This is a genomic window from Enterococcus sp. 5B3_DIV0040, from assembly GCF_002140755.1.
In the GTDB taxonomy this organism is placed as follows: Bacteria; Bacillota; Bacilli; order Lactobacillales; family Enterococcaceae; genus Enterococcus_D; species Enterococcus_D casseliflavus.
Genome location: NZ_NGLC01000001.1, coordinates 562992 through 583376 on the forward strand (window position 1 = coordinate 562992; position 20385 = coordinate 583376).

Below are 20385 nucleotides of genomic sequence, written 5' to 3' on the forward strand. Positions count from 1 at the left end.
TCATCATGACGAATAAGTTTCAAGATAAAAAGAAGGTCGCTTTGCCTCGTTATCAGCAGATTGCCGTAGCGATCGCGGAACGAATCGTTGAAAATCGCTACCAAGTTGGGCAAAAGATCCATGCACGCTCAACGTTAGCCAGCAATTTCAATGTCTCTCCTGAAACAGCCCGCAAAGCGATCAATGTATTAGTTGATTTAGAAATCATGGACGTCCGTCATGGCAGCGGCGCCTATATTGCTTCAAAGGAAAAAGCACAGGCCTTTGTGGAACAATACCAAGATGTGCAGTCGATCCAAGAAATTAGACAAGATATTTTAGACAGTGTGGAGCGGCAGCAGCAAGAGCTGGATAATTTTTCTGACTTGTTGAACACGCTAGTGCAGCAAACCAAAAAGGTACACCACATGAGTCCATTTGTGCCCTTTGAGCTTCAGCTGACGGAACAGGCGCAGCATTTGGAAAAAAGTATCAACGAATTGAATGTTTGGCAGGCAACAGGGGCGACGATCATCGCGATCCAAACAACCGAAGAATTGTTGTTGTCACCGGGACCTTATGCGAAATTCAGTGCAGGCAATACGATTTATTTTGTCGGGAATGAATTGGCGTTGCAGCGCATGACCAATTTCTTCTATCCAACGGACCATTCAGCGTAATTCTTTTTCCTGATTCCCATGCTTTTTTTGCAAAAGAAAAAGCATTGGGAAATTTTTTTTGACAAAGTGACCACATCTTGTTAAGATAGTATGGTCACTTTCGTGAAATTTTTCAGAAAAAGGAGTATTAATCATTTGAGTAAAGTTAAAGTGGAACACTTAACCAAAATCTTCGGTAAGAAAAAGCAGCAAGCTCTTGCCATGGTCAAAGAACAACGCAGCAAAAACGAGATTTTAGAAAAAACGGGTGCCACCGTTGGGGTCTATGATGTGAACTTTGAAGTCAACGAAGGCGAGATTTTCGTCATCATGGGCCTTTCTGGAAGCGGGAAGTCAACATTGATTCGACTATTGAATCGATTGATCGAGCCGTCTGGCGGAGATATTTACATAGATGGCGTGGATGTTGCCAAAATGAGTAAAGAGGAACTACGAGAAGTTCGCCGTCACAAAATCAACATGGTTTTCCAAAGCTTTGGCCTTTTCCCTCATCGGACAATTTTAGAGAACACAGAATACGGACTAGAAGTCCGTGGGGTCTCGAAAGAAGAACGAACAGCGAAAGCGGAAAAAGCGTTAGAAAACTCAGGATTGCTTTCTTTTAAAGACCAATACCCTGACCAGCTGTCTGGAGGGATGCAACAGCGTGTGGGACTTGCCCGTGCGTTAGCCAATGATCCAGAGATCCTCTTGATGGATGAGGCCTTTTCAGCATTAGATCCGCTGATTCGCCGTGAAATGCAAGATGAACTTTTAGAATTGCAAGCCAATGTTCAAAAAACGATTATCTTTATCACCCATGATTTGAACGAGGCCTTGCGGATCGGTGACCGGATCGCTTTAATGAAAGATGGTCAGATCATGCAGATCGGTACAGGAGAAGATATTTTGACGAATCCTGCCAACCAATACGTGCGTGATTTCGTGGAAGATGTCGATCGTTCCAAAGTCTTGACTGCGCAAAACATCATGGTCCCAGCATTGACGACGAACATCGAGATCGATGGACCAAGCGTAGCATTGAACCGGATGCGGAAAGAAGAAGTCAGCATGCTGTTAGCCGTCGACAAACGTCGTCACCTAAAAGGAAGCCTGACAGCCGAGTCTGCTCGTGAGGCACGGAAAAACAATCTGACCTTGAAGGAAGTTATTGATAAAAATGTTAAAAAGATCGATAAAGATATGCTGGTAACGGATATCTTCAATTTGATCTATGATTCGCCTACACCTTTAGCCGTGGTAGAAAACGATCGTTTGATCGGAGTCGTGATCCGCGGAAGTGTGATTGAAGCATTGGCTGAGACTGATTCAGCCGCTCAAGCAGAGGAAGGGGTAGTGACAAATGGATAATTTCTTACAACATACGATTCCGGTGGCTGATTGGGTCGAAAACTTTACTGATTGGCTAACAGGAACTTTCAGTGGATTGTTTTCAGCCTTACAGTCTTTCGGACAATTTATCATGGACGCTATTACAAATGTATTACTGTTTGTACCACCGTTATTAATGATCGTCTTATTGACGGCTGCTGCCTTTTTCGTTTCACGCAAAAAATTCGGCTTGCCAGCTTTTACTTTTGTCGGGTTGCTGTTCATCTATAACCAAGGGTTATGGACAGACTTGATGAACACCGTCACGTTGGTCTTATTGTCGAGTTTGGTTTCGATCATCATTGGGATTCCACTAGGAATCTTAATGGCGAAAAGCGAAAAAGCGCAAAGTATCGTGACGCCGATCTTAGACTTTATGCAAACGATGCCTGGTTTCGTTTATTTGATTCCTGCGGTTGCTTTCTTTGGGATCGGGATGGTTCCTGGGGTCTTCGCCTCAGTGATCTTTGCTCTACCACCAACCGTTCGGATGACGAACTTAGGGATTCGCCAAATTTCTCGTGAATTGGTGGAAGCCTCTGATTCCTTCGGTGGGACTGGCTGGCAAAAACTGATCAAATTAGAATTGCCACTAGCCAAAAGCACTATTTTGGCTGGGGTCAACCAAACCACGATGCTGGCATTATCAATGGTCGTGATCGCGTCAATGATCGGTGCTCCTGGGTTAGGGCGCGGCGTCTTGTCCGCCTTGCAACGAGCACAAGTCGGTAACGGATTTGTCAGTGGGGTATCCTTAGTTATTTTGGCGATCATCATGGATCGCTTTACCCAGAATTTGAATCGTTCGGCACATCAAAAAGCAGCCAGCAAGACAAGTCGCAAACAAAAACGTCTTTTTGGCGGGATTGCTGCAGCGGCAGTCGTTGCTTTGATTGGAGCATCGTTTGCCTTTGGAAATGTTTCTGACAGCAAAGGCACGGTGAACTTGGCGTATGTCGAATGGGATACGGAAGTTGCATCTACCCATGTGGTGGCAGAAGTTTTGTCGCAAATGGGCTACGAAGTCAATACGACGCCTTTGGATAATGCCATCATGTGGGAATCGGTGGCAAAAGGGGAAGTTGACGGGATGGTCGCTGCTTGGCTGCCATCTACGCATCAATCCCAGTATGAACAGTACCAAGACCAAGTTGAAAACTTAGGTCCTAACTTAGAGGGGGCAAAACTGGGGATCGTTGTACCAAGTTATATGGATGTAGATTCCATCGCAGACCTTTCTGACGAAGCTGGAAAAACCATCACTGGTATCGAACCAGGCGCTGGTGTCGTAAATGCAGCGGAAAATACGGTTGCAACGTATGACAACCTTTCCGATTGGAATGTCGCTACCTCTTCTTCAGGAGCGATGACAGTGGCATTAGGCCAAGCCATCAAGAACCAAGATGAGATCGTTATTACTGGCTGGTCTCCACATTGGATGTTTGCGAAATATGATCTGAAATATCTGGATGATCCAGAAGGAACAATGGGTGAAGCAGAAAGCATCAACACTGTTGTACGCCAAGGATTAGCAGATGACATGCCAGAAGTCTACGAAGTACTTGATCGTTTCAACTGGACACAAGAAGACATGGAAGAAGTCATGTTAGCAATCAATGACGGAACGTCAGCCGAAGATGCAGCCAAAGATTGGGTAGCCAATCACCCAGAAGAAGTTGCTGCTTGGACGAACTGATGTCTAAAAAAAGAACGACCGCAGATTGAAGCGGTCGTTCTTTTTGTTGTTTAAAATACTTAGATTCATGACGAAAGACGAGGGGATGATTTTTGCAAAAGACGGAGCTTTTGCGCAGGTTAAGCAAAACGATGGAAAATCGGCTGCATCTGTTCAAACGTACAGAGCTTAGTAAATCCTAATGACCGTAAAAGATCTTGTCCCTCTTTGATTTGAAACCCGAGCTGCTCTGGTTTATGACTGTCGCTGCCGATGGTTATCATGCTTCCCCCCAAGTCACGATAAAGCTTGAGGATCTCGATCGATGGCGTATACCCGTTGATTCCGTAACGGTGGGAAGAGGTATTCAGTTCAATGCCTTTGCCATTTTTGATCACGACTTTCAAGATCTCTGCGATTTGTTCTTTCGTTTGTTCAAAAGCGTCCTTCTCTTTATCTAAATAACGACGAATCAAATCCATATGGGCTAAGACGGAATACTCTTTATATGTCGTGACTAGCTGATACATTTCATCATAATAGCGCTCGTAGCATTCCTGTTGGCTGCGTCCTTTTTGAAATTCTCCAGTCCAAAATTCTTGATCGTCTACCTGATGAACGGAAAGTAAAATGAAGTCAAAGGGATGCGAATGATAAAGACGGGTAAATTGTGGGATCGTGTGCATTTGTATCCCAAATTCCAGCCCAGTTTTTAGCTTGATTTGGTCACTGTATGTTTCTTTTAAGCGTGCCAGTTCGTTAAAATACAAGTCGTAGTAGACATTTTTTACAACTTTATTGGCCCCGACGAGGTACGTATCCGTCGCTTGCCAGTCTTCTTTGACTCCATAATCCACATGATCGGTAAAGCAGATTTCTGCTAAGCCTAGTTTAATGGCGTCTTTGACTACATCTTCCATCAAATACCAAGAATCATCGCTGTAATCACTATGGACGTGATAGTCTGTAAAAATCATGGCGTCTCCTTTTGTTTCGTTATTTTTGCTGCTTCTGCCAGTCTGCTCGTTTTTGATGATAGAGCTGGGCGGCAGTTTCCCAATGTTCTTTGTCAGCCGGCTGAATCTCACGGATCACACGGGCTGGATTGCCGCCGACGATCGTATTCGGCGGCACATCTTTTGTGACGACGGAACCAGCAGCGACGATGGCATGTTTGGCGATCGTGACACCTGGTAAAATCGTACTATTGCCCCCGATCCAAACGTAATCTTCGACGGTGATCGGTAGGCCAAATTCCAAATCTTGACTGCGGACCACAGAATCGATTGGATGACCGGCGGTATAGAAGCTGACCCGTGGTCCCACCATCACATGATCACCAATCAGAATCTTATTGACATCTAAAAAAATGCAATCCATATTGGCATAAAAGTGATCACCAATCTCAACATGGCGACCATAATCAACATAAAGGGGTGGTTGGACAAAGCAATGCTGCCCAAATTTGCCAAAGAGTGCTTTTTCTTTGGCGATGATTCGTTCTTGGTCATCGACTGGTAAGTGGTTGATTTCCTGGGCACGTTTTTTTCCCTCCGCTGAACCATTCTCAGGGAGAATGCCAGAAGCTTGATACAATTGACCAGCCAACATCGCTTGATAATCAAAGTCTTCTTTCATTGCAAAATCCTTTCTAAGACGGTAAATCGTCGGTGGTTAATTCAATCAAATTGCCTTCGGGGTCTTGGATAACTGCTTCATAATAGCCATCGCCTGTTGTACGAGGACCATTTAAAAGAGGGTAGCCATCTTCAACAAACCGTTGAGCGTATCGATCGACGTCAGCTTGATCACCAACTGCAATCGCAAGGTGAGTGTAGCCTAAGCTTTCGCTGATACGAGGGCTTAAAAATTTCTTGGTCGTTAATTCTAACCGACTTCCAGAATCAAAGGTCAAAAAATAGGACTGAAAGCCTGTTTTCGGATTATGGTATTTTGGGTTGCTGACCGCCTGAAAGTAGGTTTCATAAAATGTCCTCATTTTTTCCAAATCATTGACATATAGTGCGATGTGTTCAATTTTCATTATCGACAACTCCTTTAATAAGCAACATAGATCGTTTTTTTTTGAACTTAGTAAACTTTGTTTAATAAGTTGCTTCTATTATACCTTTGTTAACAAAATTAATAAAGGTATATTCCCAGCTTTTTATCTGTTAAAATAGGAGCGTTGAGGGGGAGAAAAATGAAAGCTTATCAGCCAACGACCATTAAATTACATAATCAGGCAGTATTGCTGGATTTGCTAAAACAGCAGCAAGCGCCTATGACCAAGCGCCAACTGGCAGATGCCTCTCAATTAAGCGTGGTAACGATCAACAAGCTGCTTCCTGAATTGATTGAAAAGCAGTTGCTTTTGACGACGGATCAACCGCAACGAACGGGAGGACGTCAAGCTGCGGCTTACCAGTACAATGCGCAACGGACACTGTTGTTGATCATTCAGTTTATCGAAGAAGACCAGCAGATCGTGATTCGTTTTTCAGTCGTCGATCTCGTCGGGAACATTTTGCATCATGAGCAGTCAGCAGAGGGCCGATTGCCGCAGTTCTTGCAAGTGATTCGTCAGATAAAACAGGAATACCCGAAAATCAGCTTGGCAGTCGTGGGAATTCCTGGTGTGGAAATTGCTGGAAGACTGAAGATCATGGATGCTCCAGCATTTAAGGACATGGCGCTAGGGGAATTGATTGAAAAGGAGATCGCTGTAAAAACGCTTATTGAGAATGACGTGAATGCTGCGGTATTTCATTTCAAAGAAGAGAAAAAAATCGTGGCTGGCATTTATTTTCCGAAAAATTATCCGCCAGGTGCGGGACTGGTCATCGACCAACAGCTCTTTAAAGGAGCCAACCATTTAAGTGGCGAAATCAAGCATTTGCCGCATCTCTACACGGCTTCTTACCCTTTGGCAACAGAGGCGATCCCAGAACAAGTGACTGCTACTCTTCAAGCGATCGTGGCAGTGACGGACCCGCATCAAGTCATTTTGTTTTTGCCCTCTGAATGGCAGGCGCTCGTGTCGCGCTCCTTTTTGGAAAAGCAGCTGGCAGCAGTGTTTCAATATGGCGTCTTGCCAAAATTACACTTTTCCGATCAGTTTTCAGAAAATTATTTGGCTGGGTTGATCACGATGGGAATCGAAGCAGCTGGCTTAGGGCTTTGATTCCCAGCATTCAACTGGTACTGAGGACAAAAACTGCCGCTGCTTCCTTTATTCAGAAGTAGCAGCAGTTTTTTTGAAAATACGAGAACTCACAGCTTGGCGAGTTTCTGTGCTTTTTCGGTATTCGCAAAATGCAGTTTGGCATATTGGCCTAATAGTGCTATGCCACCTTGCTGCAGTAATTTTGCTGCAACTTGATCAGCAGCTGCGTGGGCGCCAGAAGGCAAGCGCAAACCGACTTCTTTAGAGGCTGCATCTAATTCATCCAAAAAGACTGTACGACATAAAATAGAGGCTGCCGCTACTGCTAAATGATATTGTTCACCTTTCGTCGCAAAATAGAGCTTTTCAGTGACCGCTACTTGTTCCGACTTTAAATAGGTGCGATAATTTTTTTCGCTCGTGAACTGATCGATCAAAATGGCATCTGGTGTCTCAGGAGCAATCTTTTGCAAAAGCAAACGAATGGCTTGATTATGCAAAGCAACTTTCATTCGGACTGTGTTGTATTTTGGTTGGATCTCGTTGTATTTGCTGGGCGTGACGGTGAGCAATTGGTAAGGAACCAATTCTTTGATTTTCGGCGCCATCTTACGGATCTCTGGATCTGTCAGCATTTTTGAGTCCTTGACTCCTAAAGCTTTCAGCTGTGGTAATTGCTCTTTTTTTGCATAGACGGCACAGACCACCAAAGGACCGAAATAACTGCCATTACCGACCTCGTCACTGCCGACGACGCTTTTTTCGCTAAATCCTGCTGGCAACGCAGTGGATGAAACAGTCGCTTTTTTCTTATCTGGTACAGCACTTGCCGTATCGCCCCATAAGGAAGCTTCTTTTTCAGCAGTCGCTCCTTGGAACATGACTTTTCCTGACGTATAAGCAGTGATCGTCGTTGGCCCTTTTTTGGCGACAAACACTGTATAAGGAACTTTCTTAGCTAGCAAATCTCGTTGGTAAAATTGCTGCATCTTTTGGATAGTTGAAGTTGGTACTTTGATAACGATCGTACTCATTTGATTCCTCCTGATTTTTTGTCTTTTTTTAGGTAGACAAAAGGATACTTTAAGATTTTACCATACTTCTTATTCTTTTTTACTAAGACGATCAGCAAACAAACGATTGGCATGGAAATTCATAAGAAAATCACGTATAATAGTTAAGAGTTTGCGACACATGTTCAATAAGTGATAGAATAGAGCAGAATGTAAGCAATGGGAGGAAATATTCCTATGACGGAGCAAAAGAAACGTTATAAAGCAGTTATCGCGAATCAAAGTTACACGATTATTGGACGCGAAAGCAAAGAACACATGGATATGGTGACAAGATTGGTCAATGACCAACTGCTTGAGATCATGCAATTATCGCCACAAACCGATCAAGAACAAGCGTCGATCTTATTAGCGATCAACGCTGTTTCCGACCAGCTGAAAAAACAAGAACAGCTTTTGGTCCTACAAAAAAAGGTGGACGAGCTGCGAGGACAAGCCATTAAAGCAACGGAGCTTGAGAATCGCATTAAGCGGATCGAAGCGATTGAATCCGAAGCACGGAAAGTTCTCGATGAGACAGGTCGCAGTGATGTGGAGATCCATAATCATGTGGAAGCACAACAGATCTTAAATGAACAAAGGAAACGAAAAATTCAAGAAAAGACAGCCCATGGGTAGTGCGGCGTAGAAAGGATACCTAAATGATTGGATTATTTGTCTTGGTTTTGTTGTTGGCAGCCTTTTACGGCGGCGCACGGCGCGGAACCAGTTTACAATTGGTCTCAGTTTTGGGCTATTTGATCTCTTTTTTCTTTGCAGTAGCAAATTACCAAGAAATTGCGAAGAAAATTGAGCTCTATGTTCCTTATATGTCAGTAACGGCGGACTCAAAGTTAAAATACTACGATATGGAACTGGCTTTAGATTTAGACAAAGCCTATTATGCAGCCATCGCTTTTGTGATGGTGCTCTTTGCTGGATGGCTGATCACAAAACTAGTGGTGATTTTTGCAGACAGTTTGCGTTACAAACGCCTACGTTTTTTAGGTGGTTATGACTGGGCAGTTGCGGGTGTTTTGAATGTTATCTTGATGTATATCAATTTGTACATGTTTTTCATGATTCTCTCAATGATCCCGTTTGCCACGATTCAAAATCTGTTTGAAACGAGCGGAACTGCGAATTTCATCGTTGATCGGTCGCCGATTCTCTCAGATTACTTCTATCGATTGTGGATCACAGATGTGATTGGGTAAAAAGCAGGCAGATGGTTGCAGAGCCATTCTGCCTTTTTCTTAGGAACAAAAAGTTAAAACAAAGCAGGTGAGAAAAGAATGAATACTAAGATCCTTGATGTTTTAGGATTTGAACAAGTAAAGAGTCAAATCGGTCAGTATATTGTAACAGCCCAAGGAAAAGAAGCCTTAGCAAAGCTTGCGCCATCAAGTGATGCGCAAGTCATTTCCTCTTGGCTGGCAGAAACAGAAGACGCGATCAAGATCCAACGTTTAAGAGGCGGAATCCCTGTACCAAAGATTGAGAATATTCGTCCCCAAATGAAACGGATCGAAATTGGCGCCGATTTAAACGGCATTGAGTTGGCACAAGTTGCCCGTGTCTTATCAACTACGCAGGAATTGAAACGCTTTTTTGCTGATTTGTCTGAAAGCGAGATTGAATTTTCCCGCTTGTATCACTGGGAAGAACAGTTGGTGTCTTTGCCAACCTTGAATCGACGCTTGAAAGAAGCTATCGATGAGGATGGCCGAGTCACAGATGATGCCTCTCCAGCACTACGTGGAATTCGCCAATCGATCCGACGAGCAGAACGGACGATTCGCGAGACATTGGATGGCATCGTCCGAGGTGGCAATGCAAAGTATCTAAGTGATACGATCGTAACCATGCGAAATGAGCGTTATGTGATTCCAGTCAAACAAGAGTACCGAGGTGTTTTCGGCGGGGTAGTCCACGACCAAAGTTCCTCTGGTCAAACCTTGTTTATCGAACCGAAACAAGTAGTGGAACAAAATAACCGTTTGCGCCAGCATCAAATTGCGGAACGGGATGAAATTACACGTATTCTAGCAGAATTGTCAGCAGAGTTAGCCCCATATCAAAGAGAGATTCTCCATAATGCGTATGTGATCGGGATCATGGATTTCATGAATGCCAAGGCTCGTTTTGGAAAAGAGATGAAGGCAATCGTACCAGCGATCAATCAAGACAACCATGTCTTTTTTAAGCAAGCACGTCATCCATTGATCGATCAAGAAAAAGTCGTTCCTAACGATATTACGATTGGAAAAGACTATCAAGCCGTTGTCATTACTGGGCCGAATACCGGTGGGAAAACCATCACCTTAAAAACATTAGGGCTATTGCAGATCATGGGCCAAGCTGGTTTACCAATTCTGGCAGAAGAAGAAAGCCAAATGGGTGTCTTCAATGAGATTTTTGCGGACATTGGGGATGAACAATCCATTGAGCAAAGTCTATCGACCTTTTCTTCTCATATGACAACGATCGTTGAAGTGTTGAAAAAAGTCGACGAGACAAGCTTAGTTCTCTTTGATGAATTAGGCGCAGGAACCGATCCTCAAGAAGGGGCGGCACTAGCGATTGCGATTTTGGACGAACTTGGGGCTAAGTCGGCTTATGTCATGGCGACGACCCATTATCCTGAATTGAAGGTTTATGGCTATAACCGATCCAATACGATCAATGCCTCTATGGAATTTGATGTTGATACCTTAAGTCCGACCTATCGCTTGTTGATCGGGGTTCCAGGACGAAGCAATGCGTTTGAGATTTCGAAAAGACTTGGCTTGCCAGATACGATCATTGATCAAGCCAAAGAGATCATGGATGGAGAAAGCCAAGACCTGAATGAAATGATCGCTGATTTAGAAAATCGAAGAAAAATGACGGAAACCGAGTATCTTGAAGTCCGTCATCATGTAAAAGAAGCGGCCCGCTTGCACCAAGAGCTAGAAGCAGCCTATAGTTATTTCTTTGAAGAACGTGAAAAAGAATTGGCGAAAGCTCGGCAAAAAGCCAATCAGATCGTTGAAGAAGCCAAAGAAGAATCTGAAAAAATCATTGCCGATATTCGTAAAATGCAGTTAGCCGGCGGTCAAACGAAGGTCAAAGAACACGAGCTGATCGACGCGCGCACCAAGTTATCAGGGCTACAGCAAGAAGAACATCTGCAAAAAAACAAGGTTCTGCAAAAAGCCAAGGCAGCCAAGACACTGAAAGAAGGAGACGAAGTGCTCGTAACTTCTTATGGGCAGCGCGGGGTACTGTTGAAAAAAGCCGGTAAAAATCAGTGGCAAGTCCAAATCGGCATTCTGAAAATGAATTTGCCAGAAACAGATCTCCAACCAGCAGCGCCAGTGAAGGAGCCTACACAGCGTATCGTTAATACGATTCGTTCTGCTGACAGCAGTCCAGTGGTCAATCAGTTGGATTTACGCGGCAAGCGGTACGAAGAAGCCCTCAATGAAGTGGATCAGTATTTGGATGCAGCAATTTTGGCAGGTTATCCGCAGGTGACGATCGTTCACGGTAAAGGAACCGGCGCATTGCGTCAAGGGATCACTGACTACCTAAAAAACCATCGCTCGGTGAAAAGTTTTGAATTTGCCCCAGCAAATCAAGGAGGCAATGGAGCGACCATTGTGAAGTTTAACTAACCTTTAAGAACCCTTACCTTTTGTAAGCAGACGATTTTAAAAAACTTCCGATACGTGGTATACTTTTTTTAGTTTTAAAAATGGAGGGGAAGTACGATGGCAAAAGAAATTACTGATAAAACTTTTTCAGAAGAAACCGATAAAGGCTTAGTCCTTATTGATTTTTGGGCAACTTGGTGTGGTCCATGTCGGATGCAAGCGCCGATCTTGGAACAATTAGCGAATGAATATGAGGAAGACGAATTGAAGATCGTGAAAATGGATGTGGATGAAAATCCTGAAACACCAGCTTCATTCGGGATCATGTCTATTCCAACTTTGTTGTTGAAAAAAGACGGCCAAGTCGTTGATAAAGCAATTGGGGTGCATACAAAAGATCAATTGAAAGCTTTAGTTGCGGAACATATGTAATAGAAGAAACGTTTTTGAAGCAATAGCCGAAAGTGGCTATTGCTTTTTTTATTTTGGGGACGTTTTTTTCAAATTTTCTATTAGGCAGTGGTATACTTAAAGTGGGGAGTGGCACTAAAAAATATCTTGTTAATATAGTAAGAAAGTAATACCAAAATAGGATTAAAGGGGGAATAAAAATGAAGAAGTTGAAACGTGGGTTGCTTCAAGGCGTTGCGATTGTTGGGGTACTGGTCGCACCCATTGCAGGAACGATCACACAAGTTTATGCAGCAAATGAAGGGGATCCGACAGCAGCGTCTGTCACTGCACAAGAGGCGACGTCAGAAAGTTTCTCAGAAGCGAGCGCAGCATCATCTCAAGAGGCAAGTACAGAGAGTACAGAGTCAAGCACGGCAACTGAGTCTTCATCAACGTCTACCTCTTCATCAGAAACAACGTCAAGTACTAGCACGGCTGCGACTGAGACCAGTCAGACCGAGACCACACAAGATTCATCTACTCAATCGACGGAAGAATCTTCTGAAGAACCAGACTTAGGGATCATTGATGTTGAATCAATTGCAGATAAAAACCAATATATAAAAATCACTCCGGTTGCAGCAGCCAATCCTGAAACGCAAAACATCCTTTACCGTTTTGAGAAGGATCAATTGATCGAGCAAGGAACGATCAATGAATTAGCTGGCAAGGTATACCGTAGTGTCAAACGGTATCAAGGTGCCGATAAGCGGACCTATCTTGAAATTCGTGACGATCAAAAGGTTGTCGGTGTCGTAGCAGAAGCAGCAGTGAAAGTTGCCAGCGGAACCTTCAAAACCGAGAAAAAATATGCAACCGTTACAAGTGCGAAAGAACCGCTTTGGCAAGATGTGTTTTTAGATAAAAAAACGAGCACTTCTTCAAGCATTGCTGGTCAAACCTTTGAAATCAAAGAAGTATTCACGACGAATAATAACGTGATCTATTACGCATTGTATTCAAATAAAAATGTTCTCATCGGTTGGATAAAAGCTACCGGCGTTAAGTTAGCGACATCACCTGGGGGTGTATGGCAGTCTGAATCAAAGTATGCCACGATCATCAGCGGAAATTATACGCTATGGCAAAATTTTCATTGGACAGCGAAAAAAGGAACGACAGCCTCTCTAAATGGAAAAACAGTCAAAGTTACTGGGAAATATCGCCACTTGAATGGGTCGACATACTATTCTCTTTATACAAATAACAACAAATGGCTAGGCTATATCAATGCCTCGGGTGTCAAATTAACGACTGATGCGCAAGGCGCCTATCAGTCCTACGGGAAATATGTGACATTGACCAAGAAAAATTACACGATTTGGGGCAATTTTCGCTGGTCGAGTAAGAAAAATACTACCACGAAATTAGCGGGAAAAACCTATCTTGCCAAAGGAAGATACAACCATGTCAATGGCGGTGTCTACTTGTCCCTTTATGATGCGAATGGCAAGTGGATCGGCTACTTAAATGCCAATGCAGCAACGGTTGCCAACAATCAAGGGGGCACTTGGCAAAGTGAAAAACGCACAGTCCGCCTAAAAAGTAAGAATTATACCTTATGGCAAGATTTGGCTTTTGCGAAGAAAAAAGGCAGTAGCGCGAATTACATGAACAAGAATATCCAAGTTACTGGGAAGTATCAACATTTCAACGGCTCCACCTACTACTCCCTCTATCTCAACAACAAATGGTTAGGCTACATCAATGCAAGTGGGGTGACCAATGCCCATACGATCACTTCTCAAAGCAACATTAGCCGCTACGTGGTCATCAAGAATGGGGATGGCAATTTCTTTGAAAAAGCCGATCCAAATAGTGCGAAACTTGGGAAAAAGAGTGCCTACAAAGGCTATATGGCACAAGCGACCAAACTAGCAAAAACGAGTGATGGCAATTACTTGTATCTCGTTTCGCCAGCTGGTCGAATCCGTTGGGTCAAGGAAAATCAAACCACAAATGTAAATAGCAACTTTTGGATGTATACTACAGGAGGGAAATATCCTTCATTAAACGTTAAAAACTTAAACATTGAAGTATCTATCAGCAAACAGCGGGTCTACATCAAATCAGGAAATAAAGTGATTTATACGATGCTTTGCTCGACCGGTGCCTTCAATACGCCAACACCTTTAGGGAATTTCCGTATCCAAGCAGAAAAAGGCTTAGCTTTTTCAGGAGCCGCTTACTACCGTTCCTTTAAAGATCACGGCGTCTATTTATTCCATACGATCCCAACGAGCATTGCTTGGTCCACTAATGCTTTTAGTTCTGTTGAAGGACGAAAATTAGGCACTCGGGCTTCTCATGGCTGCATTCGTTTAGCAGTCCCAGATGCCAAATGGTTTTACTATAACATCCCTTATAATACGCCTGTCAAAATTGCTAACTAATGTTCAAAAAGTCGTTTCCCCTAGTGGAGACGGCTTTTATTTTTCAAAAAAAGATTGACGCTGGTTATATCATTCGATAATATATCATTAAGTGATATAGCTAGTGGGACGGAGGAATCAAATGGATGAGGCATTGACAGATTCAACCTATTTGATTTTATTAGCGCTTTTAAAGCCGAAACATGGGTATCTCATCATGAAACAGATCCATGAGCTAAGCCAAGGGACGTTTGAGATTGGTCCCGCAACGATGTATACGATTTTAAAGAAGCTGACGAAAAAGGGGTGGATCGATTTAGAGGAAAGCGTTGACCGAAAAAAAATCTATCAGATTACACCAGAAGGAAGACAAGTTCTGGAGAAAGATATTCAACGGCGCAAATTATTTTATCAAATCGGAGAACAGGTTTTCGAAGCGTTAGGGGGAGAGCAAGATGGGCATCAATAAGAAATACCTTCTTTCACTTGGTGTAGCCTATTACCCAGAAAAGGAAATGGTTCGTCTGCAAAAACAAGCGTCGTTAGGGTGGCACTTTGTGAAGATGAATCGGTTAGGGTTTTTGAAGTTTATCAAAGGAGACCCAGAAACGATCAAATATGCAGTAGACTTTTTCGAAGGAGAGCCCTCTGAGATCGTTGATTACTTAGCGATGTATCAAGCAGGAGGCTGGACTTATATCAGCAATTATAAAGATCGCTATTTTTATTTTAAAGCGTCTCCTGACACACCAGCGATTTTCAGTGACCAAGAAAGCTATCAAGAACGGATCGATAATGAAACACGGTATTTAATGAAAAAATCGATTCTACTTTCGGTGATCAGTTTAGTGATATTAGCAGCAATTTACTTTTTGATCCGTTATTTCAATATTCGCACAAATCCATTTTGGTCCTTTGGACTAGGATTGATTACGGGGCTGGTGTTTATCCCGATTGGGGTAGGATTGACCACGATCCTGATGAAATTCTTATATAAAAATCGAGCAAGTTATTACAATGAACCAGAGAAACTGGCGAAGCGTCAACGAGTGATCCGCGATACCGTCATCTTGATGTTTGTCGGAGCGATCATTGGCGCCGTTATCGGCTTTTTCTTTAGTGATATATTTTATTAGACAGGGAAGGTGAGCATGTGTTAGAAGCAAAACAATTAGTAAAAACATTTGGCGATTATACAGCAGTCGATCAATTGTCCTTTACCATCAATGATGGACAGATCATGGGCTTGATTGGTCAAAATGGTGCTGGTAAAACGACGACATTCCGATTGATCTTGGATTTCTTGAAAGCTGATCAAGGGGAAGTATTATGGGATGGCCATAAAATAAGTGAAAAAGAATACAATATTATCGGCTATCTGCCAGAAGAACGCGGCTTGTTTCCAAAAGTAACCATTGAAGATCAATTGATCTATTTCGCGCGGTTACGAGGCAAGAAGAAAGAAGACATCGTACCAAAAATCGACTATTGGATGGACAAATTTAAAGTCAAAGGCAAGAAAACCGATAAAGTCAAATCGCTATCAAAAGGAAATCAGCAAAAAGTTCAGCTGATCTCAACGTTGATCCATGAACCAAAATTGGTGATTTTAGATGAGCCATTTAGTGGGTTAGACCCCGTCAATGCAGAACTGTTGAAAAATGGGATCATTGAACTGAAAAAAAATGGCTCATGTGTCATTTTCTCCAGTCATAATATGGATAATGTGGAAAAAATCTGCGATCACTTGATTATGCTGCGGGATGGTCAAACCGTCTTAAACGGAAAAGTTCATGAAATTCGTGAATCCTTTGGGCGGACGAAAGTCTATTTAGAATCCAACTTGACGAAAGAACAGCTCTTGGCAGTGGCAGGTGTCGAGGAAGTTCTTGCCAGAGAAGATGGCAGCTATGATATTACGATTGCTGATCCTGCAGTAGGAAAAACCTTATTTGATTTAGCAACGGCGGATGGTTATATCCCTATGTTCAATCAACAACCGCCAACGTTAGAAGAAATCTTTAAGCGGAAGGCGGGAAAAATAAATGAGTAAGTTTTGGGTAATCGCATTAGATGTTTATAAAAAAAATATCAAATCAATTTCGTTTTTGATTATGATTCTCGTGCCATTTATTGCAACGGGGGCATTTTATCTCATTGGTTATTTTGCTGATGGTATGAACAGTGTCGACAAAATTGCCGTTTATGCGAATGAACCAGCCATTGCGCAGACCTTTGTGGACCAAAGCGGCGATGATTTTGAATTTGAAATTGTTGACAGCGAAGAACAAGGGCAGCAACAGATGGCAGACAAAGATGCTGATGCTTTGTTACTTATTACTGCTTCTGGGGATACGCTGCAAGGGGAATTATTAAGCGAGTCCTCGATGGGGCAAGCTTTAGAGCTGACGATCCAACAGTTATTGACGGGTTTGCAGTCTTCCTATAGAGCTAGTGAGCTTGGCTTGACTGCTGAGCAAGTGGCAGTCCTTAGTGAAGTCGCACCGCTTGATCGTCAAAAAGTTTCCTTCGGTGAAGATGGCGAAATGACTTATGGGGAAGACAATACCGCGATGCAATCACTAGTAAGTATGATCGCAACAATCATCCTCTTTTTCTTTATCATTACTTACGCACAGATCATTGCACAAGAGATTGCCTCTGAAAAAGGCACACGCATCATGGAAGTCATTTTGTCTAGTACACGGGCGCAAATCCATTACTATGCCAAATTGACTGGTGTAATCATGGTTGCAGCGACCCAGCTAGTTGCTTATGTTGCGATTTTTGGCGGGAGCTATTTCTGGATCAAGGATAACCCAATGGTAAAAGACTTGTTGGCAAACTTTTCGACAGATGGCATTTTTGGTCCCTTCCTGGTGTTTGCGATCGTTTTCGTCTTCTTAGGAATTTTGATCTACTCGGTCTTATCAGCCCTTTGCGGGTCGTTAGTGAACAAAGCAGAAGATACGGCGAAGGCCATCATTCCAGTGACGTATCTTTCATTGGGCGGGTATATGCTTGGAATCGTGCTAGGCGGTATGGATCCTCATAACGTGGTCTTACGAGTAACTTCCTATGTACCATTTTTATCTTCCTTCATTATGCCAGTACGGCTTGCTAATGATACAGTGGGTATCGGCGGTGCATTAATTTCAGTAGGAATTCTTGCTGTTACCACGATCGTCCTGATGCTGGTTTCTGCAAAAATGTACAAATCAAATGTCTTGATCTATAACGACAATGGCATTTTAGCAACGTTGAAACAATCATTAGTGTTAATGAAAAACGAAAAATAAGCAAAACGCCCGATCCTTTTCGTGATCGGGCGTTTTTTATTCGCTAAAATCTAGAAAACAAGGGGCAAGACTTTAGAATTCCTGCACAAAAAAGTTGAAGATCGATTGCTCAGAAGGCAGCTTGTGAGCGGCTAGCTCAGGATGCCACTGAATGCCTAAGATCGGTGCGCCATAGGCAGTGGATTCAATGGCTTCAACGACACCATCAGGAGCGGTGGCAATCACGTTGAAATCATCCGCAACGGTTTTGACTGCTTGGTGATGAAAAGAATTGACGTGATAGGTTGTGCCTAAAAGAGCAGCCAAACGACTGTCTGCCTTGATTTTTACCCGATGTGTAGGGAATTGAAAGAACGTCGGCAATTGCACGTGTTTGATCGTTGGGTGATCGATCAAAGAGAGATCTTGGTACAAACTCCCGCCAAATGCGACATTGAGTAACTGCATGCCGCGGCAGATTCCAAAGATCGGTTTGTTTTGAGCCACTGCTTCTTTGATCAATGCCAATTCAAAGACATCACGATCAGGATGAATGCCTTGAATCAAGGGATGAGGGTCTTCGCCATAGTGAACAGGGGAGACATCATGACCACCGGCTAACAAGAGTTTATCGATTTTGCTGATGTAAGTCGCAGCATCTTCCACGACACCCATTGGTAATAATAGGGGGATGCCTTGGGCTTGTTGGATATGGGTCACAAAATTTTTGGGTGTATAGGACAACCAATGTTCTGCTTCTTCAATCATTGGTCGTTCATTAGCAGCGATGCCGATAATGGGCTTCATTTGATCAAACCTTTCTACTAGTAAATGAATCGAAAAAGAAAAAAGGACACGAGGTCCTTTTTTCGATCACCTTCGCTTTATTTTTCGCGAATAACTTCGATTTTGTAGCCATCAGGATCTTTCACAAAATAGTAAGAAGGAGAAGTTCCTGGGAGTCCTTTCAGGTCAGTGACATCAAATCCAGCCGCTTGGTGCTTCTCATGAAGCGCTTCTAGATCATCGGTACTGATGGCGATATGGCCATAGCCGTCGCCTAACTCATAGCCAGGATGGTCATAGTTATACGTCAACTCTAGCTCGTAATCATCACCAGGCAAAGTTAAGTAAACCAAAGTAAATTTATGTTCAGGAAAATCACGACGGCGAGATTCTTCAAAACCAAAGGCAGTTTGATAAAAATCTAGAGAAGCCGTTAAGTCTTTGACGCGGACACATGTGTGAGCCATTTTCATGGGTAAATCATCCTTTCGATCTTGATAGTTGTATGATAACATATTTTCTCTTTTTGTAACGAATAAAAGACAACCGAGCGTTATTTCCAGCTTGTCCAGACTATTGGCATAAGGTAAAATGGAAAGAAAGTGTTGGTGGAGGGAATCATGCCAGAAAAGGAAATTGTGTTCGGGGAAAAAGAAGCGGGGAAACCATACAAATCAAGATATGGGGCGTATGTCGTTCTTCCAAACGAAAAAAATGAAGTGATCTTGGTGCAAGCACCCAACGGCGCATACTTTTTGCCCGGTGGTGAAATTGAGCCAAATGAGAGCAAAGAAGAAGCGATCCAACGAGAATTGATTGAAGAACTTGGATTTGAAGGGGAGATCGCTGAGTATCTAGGGGAGGCAGTTGAATACTTCTATTCGCGCCATCGCGATACATTTTACCATCACCCGGGCTATTTCTATTTAATGACACAGTGGAAAAAAGTTTGCGAACCGACAGAAGAAACCAATCAATTGTCTTGGCACACGCCAGAAGAAGCGATCCAACGATTGAAACGCGGCAGCCATAAATGGGCAGTTGAACAGTGGTTGGCAAAATAAAAAAGTCAGGTTTCCGATAAAAAGGAAACCTGACTTTTTTTGCACTTAGTTATTTGTTAAAACATACTTGTTGATCACTTCTGCTACACCGTCTTCTTCATTTGAAGCGGTTAGGACATCTGCGGCATTTTTCACGTTTTCAGTAGCATTGGCCATCGCCACACCGATACCAGCATATTCCACCATGGTTAAATCATTTTCATTATCGCCGATCGCCATGACTTCTTCTTGTTTGATGCCTAAGTGCTCCGCCAATTTTTTGACAGCAGCTCCTTTATGGGCTTGTTTATTTAGGACTTCCAAGAAGTATGGAGCACTTTTAACCACATTGTAGTTGTCGGTCAAACTGCTCGGCAATTGTGGGATGATCTGATCCAGTATTGCGGGATCATCGATCATCATCATTTTGATGATATTCAAGTCAGCAGGCATTTCTTCTGGTGTCCGATATTTCAATGGCATGTTGACTAAGAAGGCTTCATAAATCGTGTAAGGACTGATATCGCGGTTAGCGGTATACATGGTATCCTCAGTTTCTACATGAAGGTGAACCCCTAATTTTCTCGCAGTCATCTCAACAAAGAGATAGTCATCTTGGGACAAGCCGAATTCAGAGATGATCTCTTGATTTTTGGTTTTTTGAACCAAAGAGCCATTGTAGGTAATCACGAAATCATTGTCCGTAAATAAGTCTAGTTCCTTCAATAAATCTTGGACACCAGTTAAGGGGCGTCCCGTACACAAAACGATGCGCACGCCTTGTGCTTCTGCGTCTTTTAATGCTTTGTAAACTGCTGGAGTGATCTTGCGGTCGTTGTTCAGCAGGGTACCATCGATATCGATGGCGATCAGTTTGATACTCATAAGTTCC

At 43.0% G+C, this 20385-nt stretch carries 21 protein-coding genes; 14 read left to right on the forward strand and 7 right to left on the reverse strand.

Going from position 1 to position 20385, the window contains the following annotated elements; genetic code table 11:
• Positions 1-5 precede the first annotated feature (5 nt).
• From A5883_RS02745 to A5883_RS02755, 3 genes are all read left to right on the forward strand, one after another.
• Positions 6-659 (forward strand): GntR family transcriptional regulator, encoded by a 654-nt coding sequence (locus A5883_RS02745; RefSeq protein ID WP_005228608.1) that lies wholly within the window; start codon positions 6-8, stop codon positions 657-659.
• Positions 660-794: 135 nt separating this feature from the next.
• The gene (locus A5883_RS02750) at positions 795-2009 is read left to right on the forward strand and encodes a quaternary amine ABC transporter ATP-binding protein (protein WP_005228609.1); all 1215 of its coding nucleotides are present in this window, start codon (positions 795-797) and stop codon (positions 2007-2009) included.
• Positions 2002-3726 (forward strand): ABC transporter permease/substrate binding protein, encoded by a 1725-nt coding sequence (locus A5883_RS02755; RefSeq protein ID WP_005228611.1) that lies wholly within the window; start codon positions 2002-2004, stop codon positions 3724-3726. Before A5883_RS02750 ends, A5883_RS02755 begins: the two co-directional genes overlap by 8 nt.
• Positions 3727-3845: 119 nt before the next feature.
• On the opposite strand, the gene A5883_RS02760 is transcribed toward A5883_RS02755, so the two are convergent.
• The 3 genes from A5883_RS02760 to A5883_RS02770 are packed head-to-tail and all read right to left on the reverse strand — an operon-like array spanning position 3846 to position 5749.
• Positions 3846-4682, reverse strand: a complete 837-nt coding sequence (locus A5883_RS02760; RefSeq protein WP_074933406.1) for a histidinol-phosphatase HisJ family protein — start codon at positions 4680-4682, stop codon at positions 3846-3848.
• Positions 4683-4701: 19 nt separating this feature from the next.
• The gene (locus tag A5883_RS02765; protein ID WP_074933409.1) at positions 4702-5343 is read right to left on the reverse strand and encodes a sugar O-acetyltransferase; all 642 of its coding nucleotides are present in this window, start codon (positions 5341-5343) and stop codon (positions 4702-4704) included.
• Between the two features lie 13 nt (positions 5344-5356).
• Positions 5357-5749, reverse strand: coding sequence for a VOC family protein (locus A5883_RS02770; protein ID WP_074933412.1), 393 nt, complete (start codon positions 5747-5749; stop codon positions 5357-5359).
• A gap of 159 nt (positions 5750-5908) precedes the next feature.
• On the opposite strand from A5883_RS02770, the gene A5883_RS02775 reads away from it, so the two are divergent.
• Positions 5909-6889, forward strand: coding sequence for an ROK family protein (locus A5883_RS02775; RefSeq protein WP_015510195.1), 981 nt, complete (start codon positions 5909-5911; stop codon positions 6887-6889).
• A gap of 89 nt (positions 6890-6978) precedes the next feature.
• Here A5883_RS02775 and rnhC read toward each other — a convergent pair whose 3' ends face one another.
• Positions 6979-7905: a ribonuclease HIII gene (rnhC, locus tag A5883_RS02780; protein WP_005228632.1), complete on the reverse strand. Its 927-nt coding sequence runs from the start codon at positions 7903-7905 to the stop codon at positions 6979-6981.
• Positions 7906-8121: 216 nt separating this feature from the next.
• Between rnhC and zapA the strand changes: the two genes are divergently transcribed.
• From zapA to A5883_RS02825, 9 genes are all read left to right on the forward strand, one after another.
• Positions 8122-8562, forward strand: coding sequence for a cell division protein ZapA (gene zapA / locus A5883_RS02785; RefSeq protein WP_005228634.1), 441 nt, complete (start codon positions 8122-8124; stop codon positions 8560-8562).
• Positions 8563-8585: 23 nt separating this feature from the next.
• Positions 8586-9140, forward strand: a complete 555-nt coding sequence (locus A5883_RS02790; RefSeq protein WP_005228642.1) for a CvpA family protein — start codon at positions 8586-8588, stop codon at positions 9138-9140.
• Between the two features lie 78 nt (positions 9141-9218).
• Positions 9219-11582 (forward strand): endonuclease MutS2, encoded by a 2364-nt coding sequence (locus tag A5883_RS02795; protein ID WP_074933413.1) that lies wholly within the window; start codon positions 9219-9221, stop codon positions 11580-11582.
• A 96-nt stretch (positions 11583-11678) separates the two neighbouring features.
• Positions 11679-11993 carry a thioredoxin gene (gene trxA / locus A5883_RS02800; RefSeq protein WP_005228645.1) on the forward strand — a complete coding sequence of 105 codons (315 nt, stop codon included), beginning with the start codon at positions 11679-11681 and terminating at the stop codon, positions 11991-11993.
• A 179-nt stretch (positions 11994-12172) separates the two neighbouring features.
• On the forward strand, positions 12173-14407 hold the full coding sequence (locus A5883_RS02805) for a L,D-transpeptidase (protein WP_086337976.1): 2235 nt from the start codon (positions 12173-12175) through the stop codon (positions 14405-14407).
• A 121-nt stretch (positions 14408-14528) separates the two neighbouring features.
• Complete coding sequence (locus A5883_RS02810) at positions 14529-14855, forward strand: PadR family transcriptional regulator (RefSeq protein ID WP_015510192.1); 327 nt, start codon at positions 14529-14531, stop codon at positions 14853-14855.
• Positions 14842-15522: a DUF2812 domain-containing protein gene (locus tag A5883_RS02815; protein WP_005228651.1), complete on the forward strand. Its 681-nt coding sequence runs from the start codon at positions 14842-14844 to the stop codon at positions 15520-15522. Before A5883_RS02810 ends, A5883_RS02815 begins: the two co-directional genes overlap by 14 nt.
• Before the next feature lie 17 nt (positions 15523-15539).
• Entirely contained in the window at positions 15540-16439 is a 900-nt protein-coding gene (locus A5883_RS02820) for an ABC transporter ATP-binding protein (RefSeq protein WP_005228654.1), read from the forward strand.
• Complete coding sequence (locus A5883_RS02825; protein WP_005228656.1) at positions 16432-17685, forward strand: ABC transporter permease; 1254 nt, start codon at positions 16432-16434, stop codon at positions 17683-17685. Before A5883_RS02820 ends, A5883_RS02825 begins: the two co-directional genes overlap by 8 nt.
• 72 nt (positions 17686-17757) lie before the next feature.
• Here A5883_RS02825 and A5883_RS02830 read toward each other — a convergent pair whose 3' ends face one another.
• Together A5883_RS02830 and gloA are read right to left on the reverse strand one after the other, a co-directional pair.
• On the reverse strand, positions 17758-18471 hold the full coding sequence (locus tag A5883_RS02830) for a gamma-glutamyl-gamma-aminobutyrate hydrolase family protein (RefSeq protein WP_015510190.1): 714 nt from the start codon (positions 18469-18471) through the stop codon (positions 17758-17760).
• Between the two features lie 77 nt (positions 18472-18548).
• Positions 18549-18923 (reverse strand): lactoylglutathione lyase, encoded by a 375-nt coding sequence (gene gloA / locus A5883_RS02835; RefSeq protein ID WP_005228659.1) that lies wholly within the window; start codon positions 18921-18923, stop codon positions 18549-18551.
• Between the two features lie 147 nt (positions 18924-19070).
• On the opposite strand from gloA, the gene A5883_RS02840 reads away from it, so the two are divergent.
• A complete protein-coding gene (locus A5883_RS02840) occupies positions 19071-19514 on the forward strand; it encodes an NUDIX hydrolase (RefSeq protein ID WP_005228661.1) in 444 nt (147 codons plus the stop codon).
• A 45-nt stretch (positions 19515-19559) separates the two neighbouring features.
• Here A5883_RS02840 and yidA read toward each other — a convergent pair whose 3' ends face one another.
• Entirely contained in the window at positions 19560-20378 is an 819-nt protein-coding gene (gene yidA, locus A5883_RS02845) for a sugar-phosphatase (RefSeq protein WP_086337977.1), read from the reverse strand.
• Between the last annotated feature and the right edge of the window lie 7 nt (positions 20379-20385).

Excerpts from the sequence above, each read along its gene's own strand:
- A5883_RS02840 (WP_005228661.1), top strand. The coding sequence starts at position 19,071 with ATGCCAGAAAAGGAAATTGTGTTCGGGGAAAAAGAAGCGGGGAAACCA.
- A5883_RS02810 (WP_015510192.1), top strand. The coding sequence starts at position 14,529 with ATGGATGAGGCATTGACAGATTCAACCTATTTGATTTTATTAGCGCTT.
- A5883_RS02765 (WP_074933409.1), bottom strand. The coding sequence starts at position 5,343 with ATGAAAGAAGACTTTGATTATCAAGCGATGTTGGCTGGTCAATTGTAT.
- A5883_RS02825 (WP_005228656.1), top strand. The coding sequence starts at position 16,432 with ATGAGTAAGTTTTGGGTAATCGCATTAGATGTTTATAAAAAAAATATC.
- A5883_RS02755 (WP_005228611.1), top strand. The coding sequence starts at position 2,002 with ATGGATAATTTCTTACAACATACGATTCCGGTGGCTGATTGGGTCGAA.
- A5883_RS02745 (WP_005228608.1), top strand. The coding sequence starts at position 6 with ATGACGAATAAGTTTCAAGATAAAAAGAAGGTCGCTTTGCCTCGTTAT.
- A5883_RS02795 (WP_074933413.1), top strand. The coding sequence starts at position 9,219 with ATGAATACTAAGATCCTTGATGTTTTAGGATTTGAACAAGTAAAGAGT.
- A5883_RS02770 (WP_074933412.1), bottom strand. The coding sequence starts at position 5,749 with ATGAAAATTGAACACATCGCACTATATGTCAATGATTTGGAAAAAATG.
- A5883_RS02805 (WP_086337976.1), top strand. The coding sequence starts at position 12,173 with ATGAAGAAGTTGAAACGTGGGTTGCTTCAAGGCGTTGCGATTGTTGGG.
- A5883_RS02815 (WP_005228651.1), top strand. The coding sequence starts at position 14,842 with ATGGGCATCAATAAGAAATACCTTCTTTCACTTGGTGTAGCCTATTAC.
- A5883_RS02775 (WP_015510195.1), top strand. The coding sequence starts at position 5,909 with ATGAAAGCTTATCAGCCAACGACCATTAAATTACATAATCAGGCAGTA.
- zapA (WP_005228634.1), top strand. The coding sequence starts at position 8,122 with ATGACGGAGCAAAAGAAACGTTATAAAGCAGTTATCGCGAATCAAAGT.
- yidA (WP_086337977.1), bottom strand. The coding sequence starts at position 20,378 with ATGAGTATCAAACTGATCGCCATCGATATCGATGGTACCCTGCTGAAC.
- A5883_RS02760 (WP_074933406.1), bottom strand. The coding sequence starts at position 4,682 with ATGATTTTTACAGACTATCACGTCCATAGTGATTACAGCGATGATTCT.
- trxA (WP_005228645.1), top strand. The coding sequence starts at position 11,679 with ATGGCAAAAGAAATTACTGATAAAACTTTTTCAGAAGAAACCGATAAA.
- A5883_RS02790 (WP_005228642.1), top strand. The coding sequence starts at position 8,586 with ATGATTGGATTATTTGTCTTGGTTTTGTTGTTGGCAGCCTTTTACGGC.
- rnhC (WP_005228632.1), bottom strand. The coding sequence starts at position 7,905 with ATGAGTACGATCGTTATCAAAGTACCAACTTCAACTATCCAAAAGATG.
- A5883_RS02830 (WP_015510190.1), bottom strand. The coding sequence starts at position 18,471 with ATGAAGCCCATTATCGGCATCGCTGCTAATGAACGACCAATGATTGAA.
- gloA (WP_005228659.1), bottom strand. The coding sequence starts at position 18,923 with ATGAAAATGGCTCACACATGTGTCCGCGTCAAAGACTTAACGGCTTCT.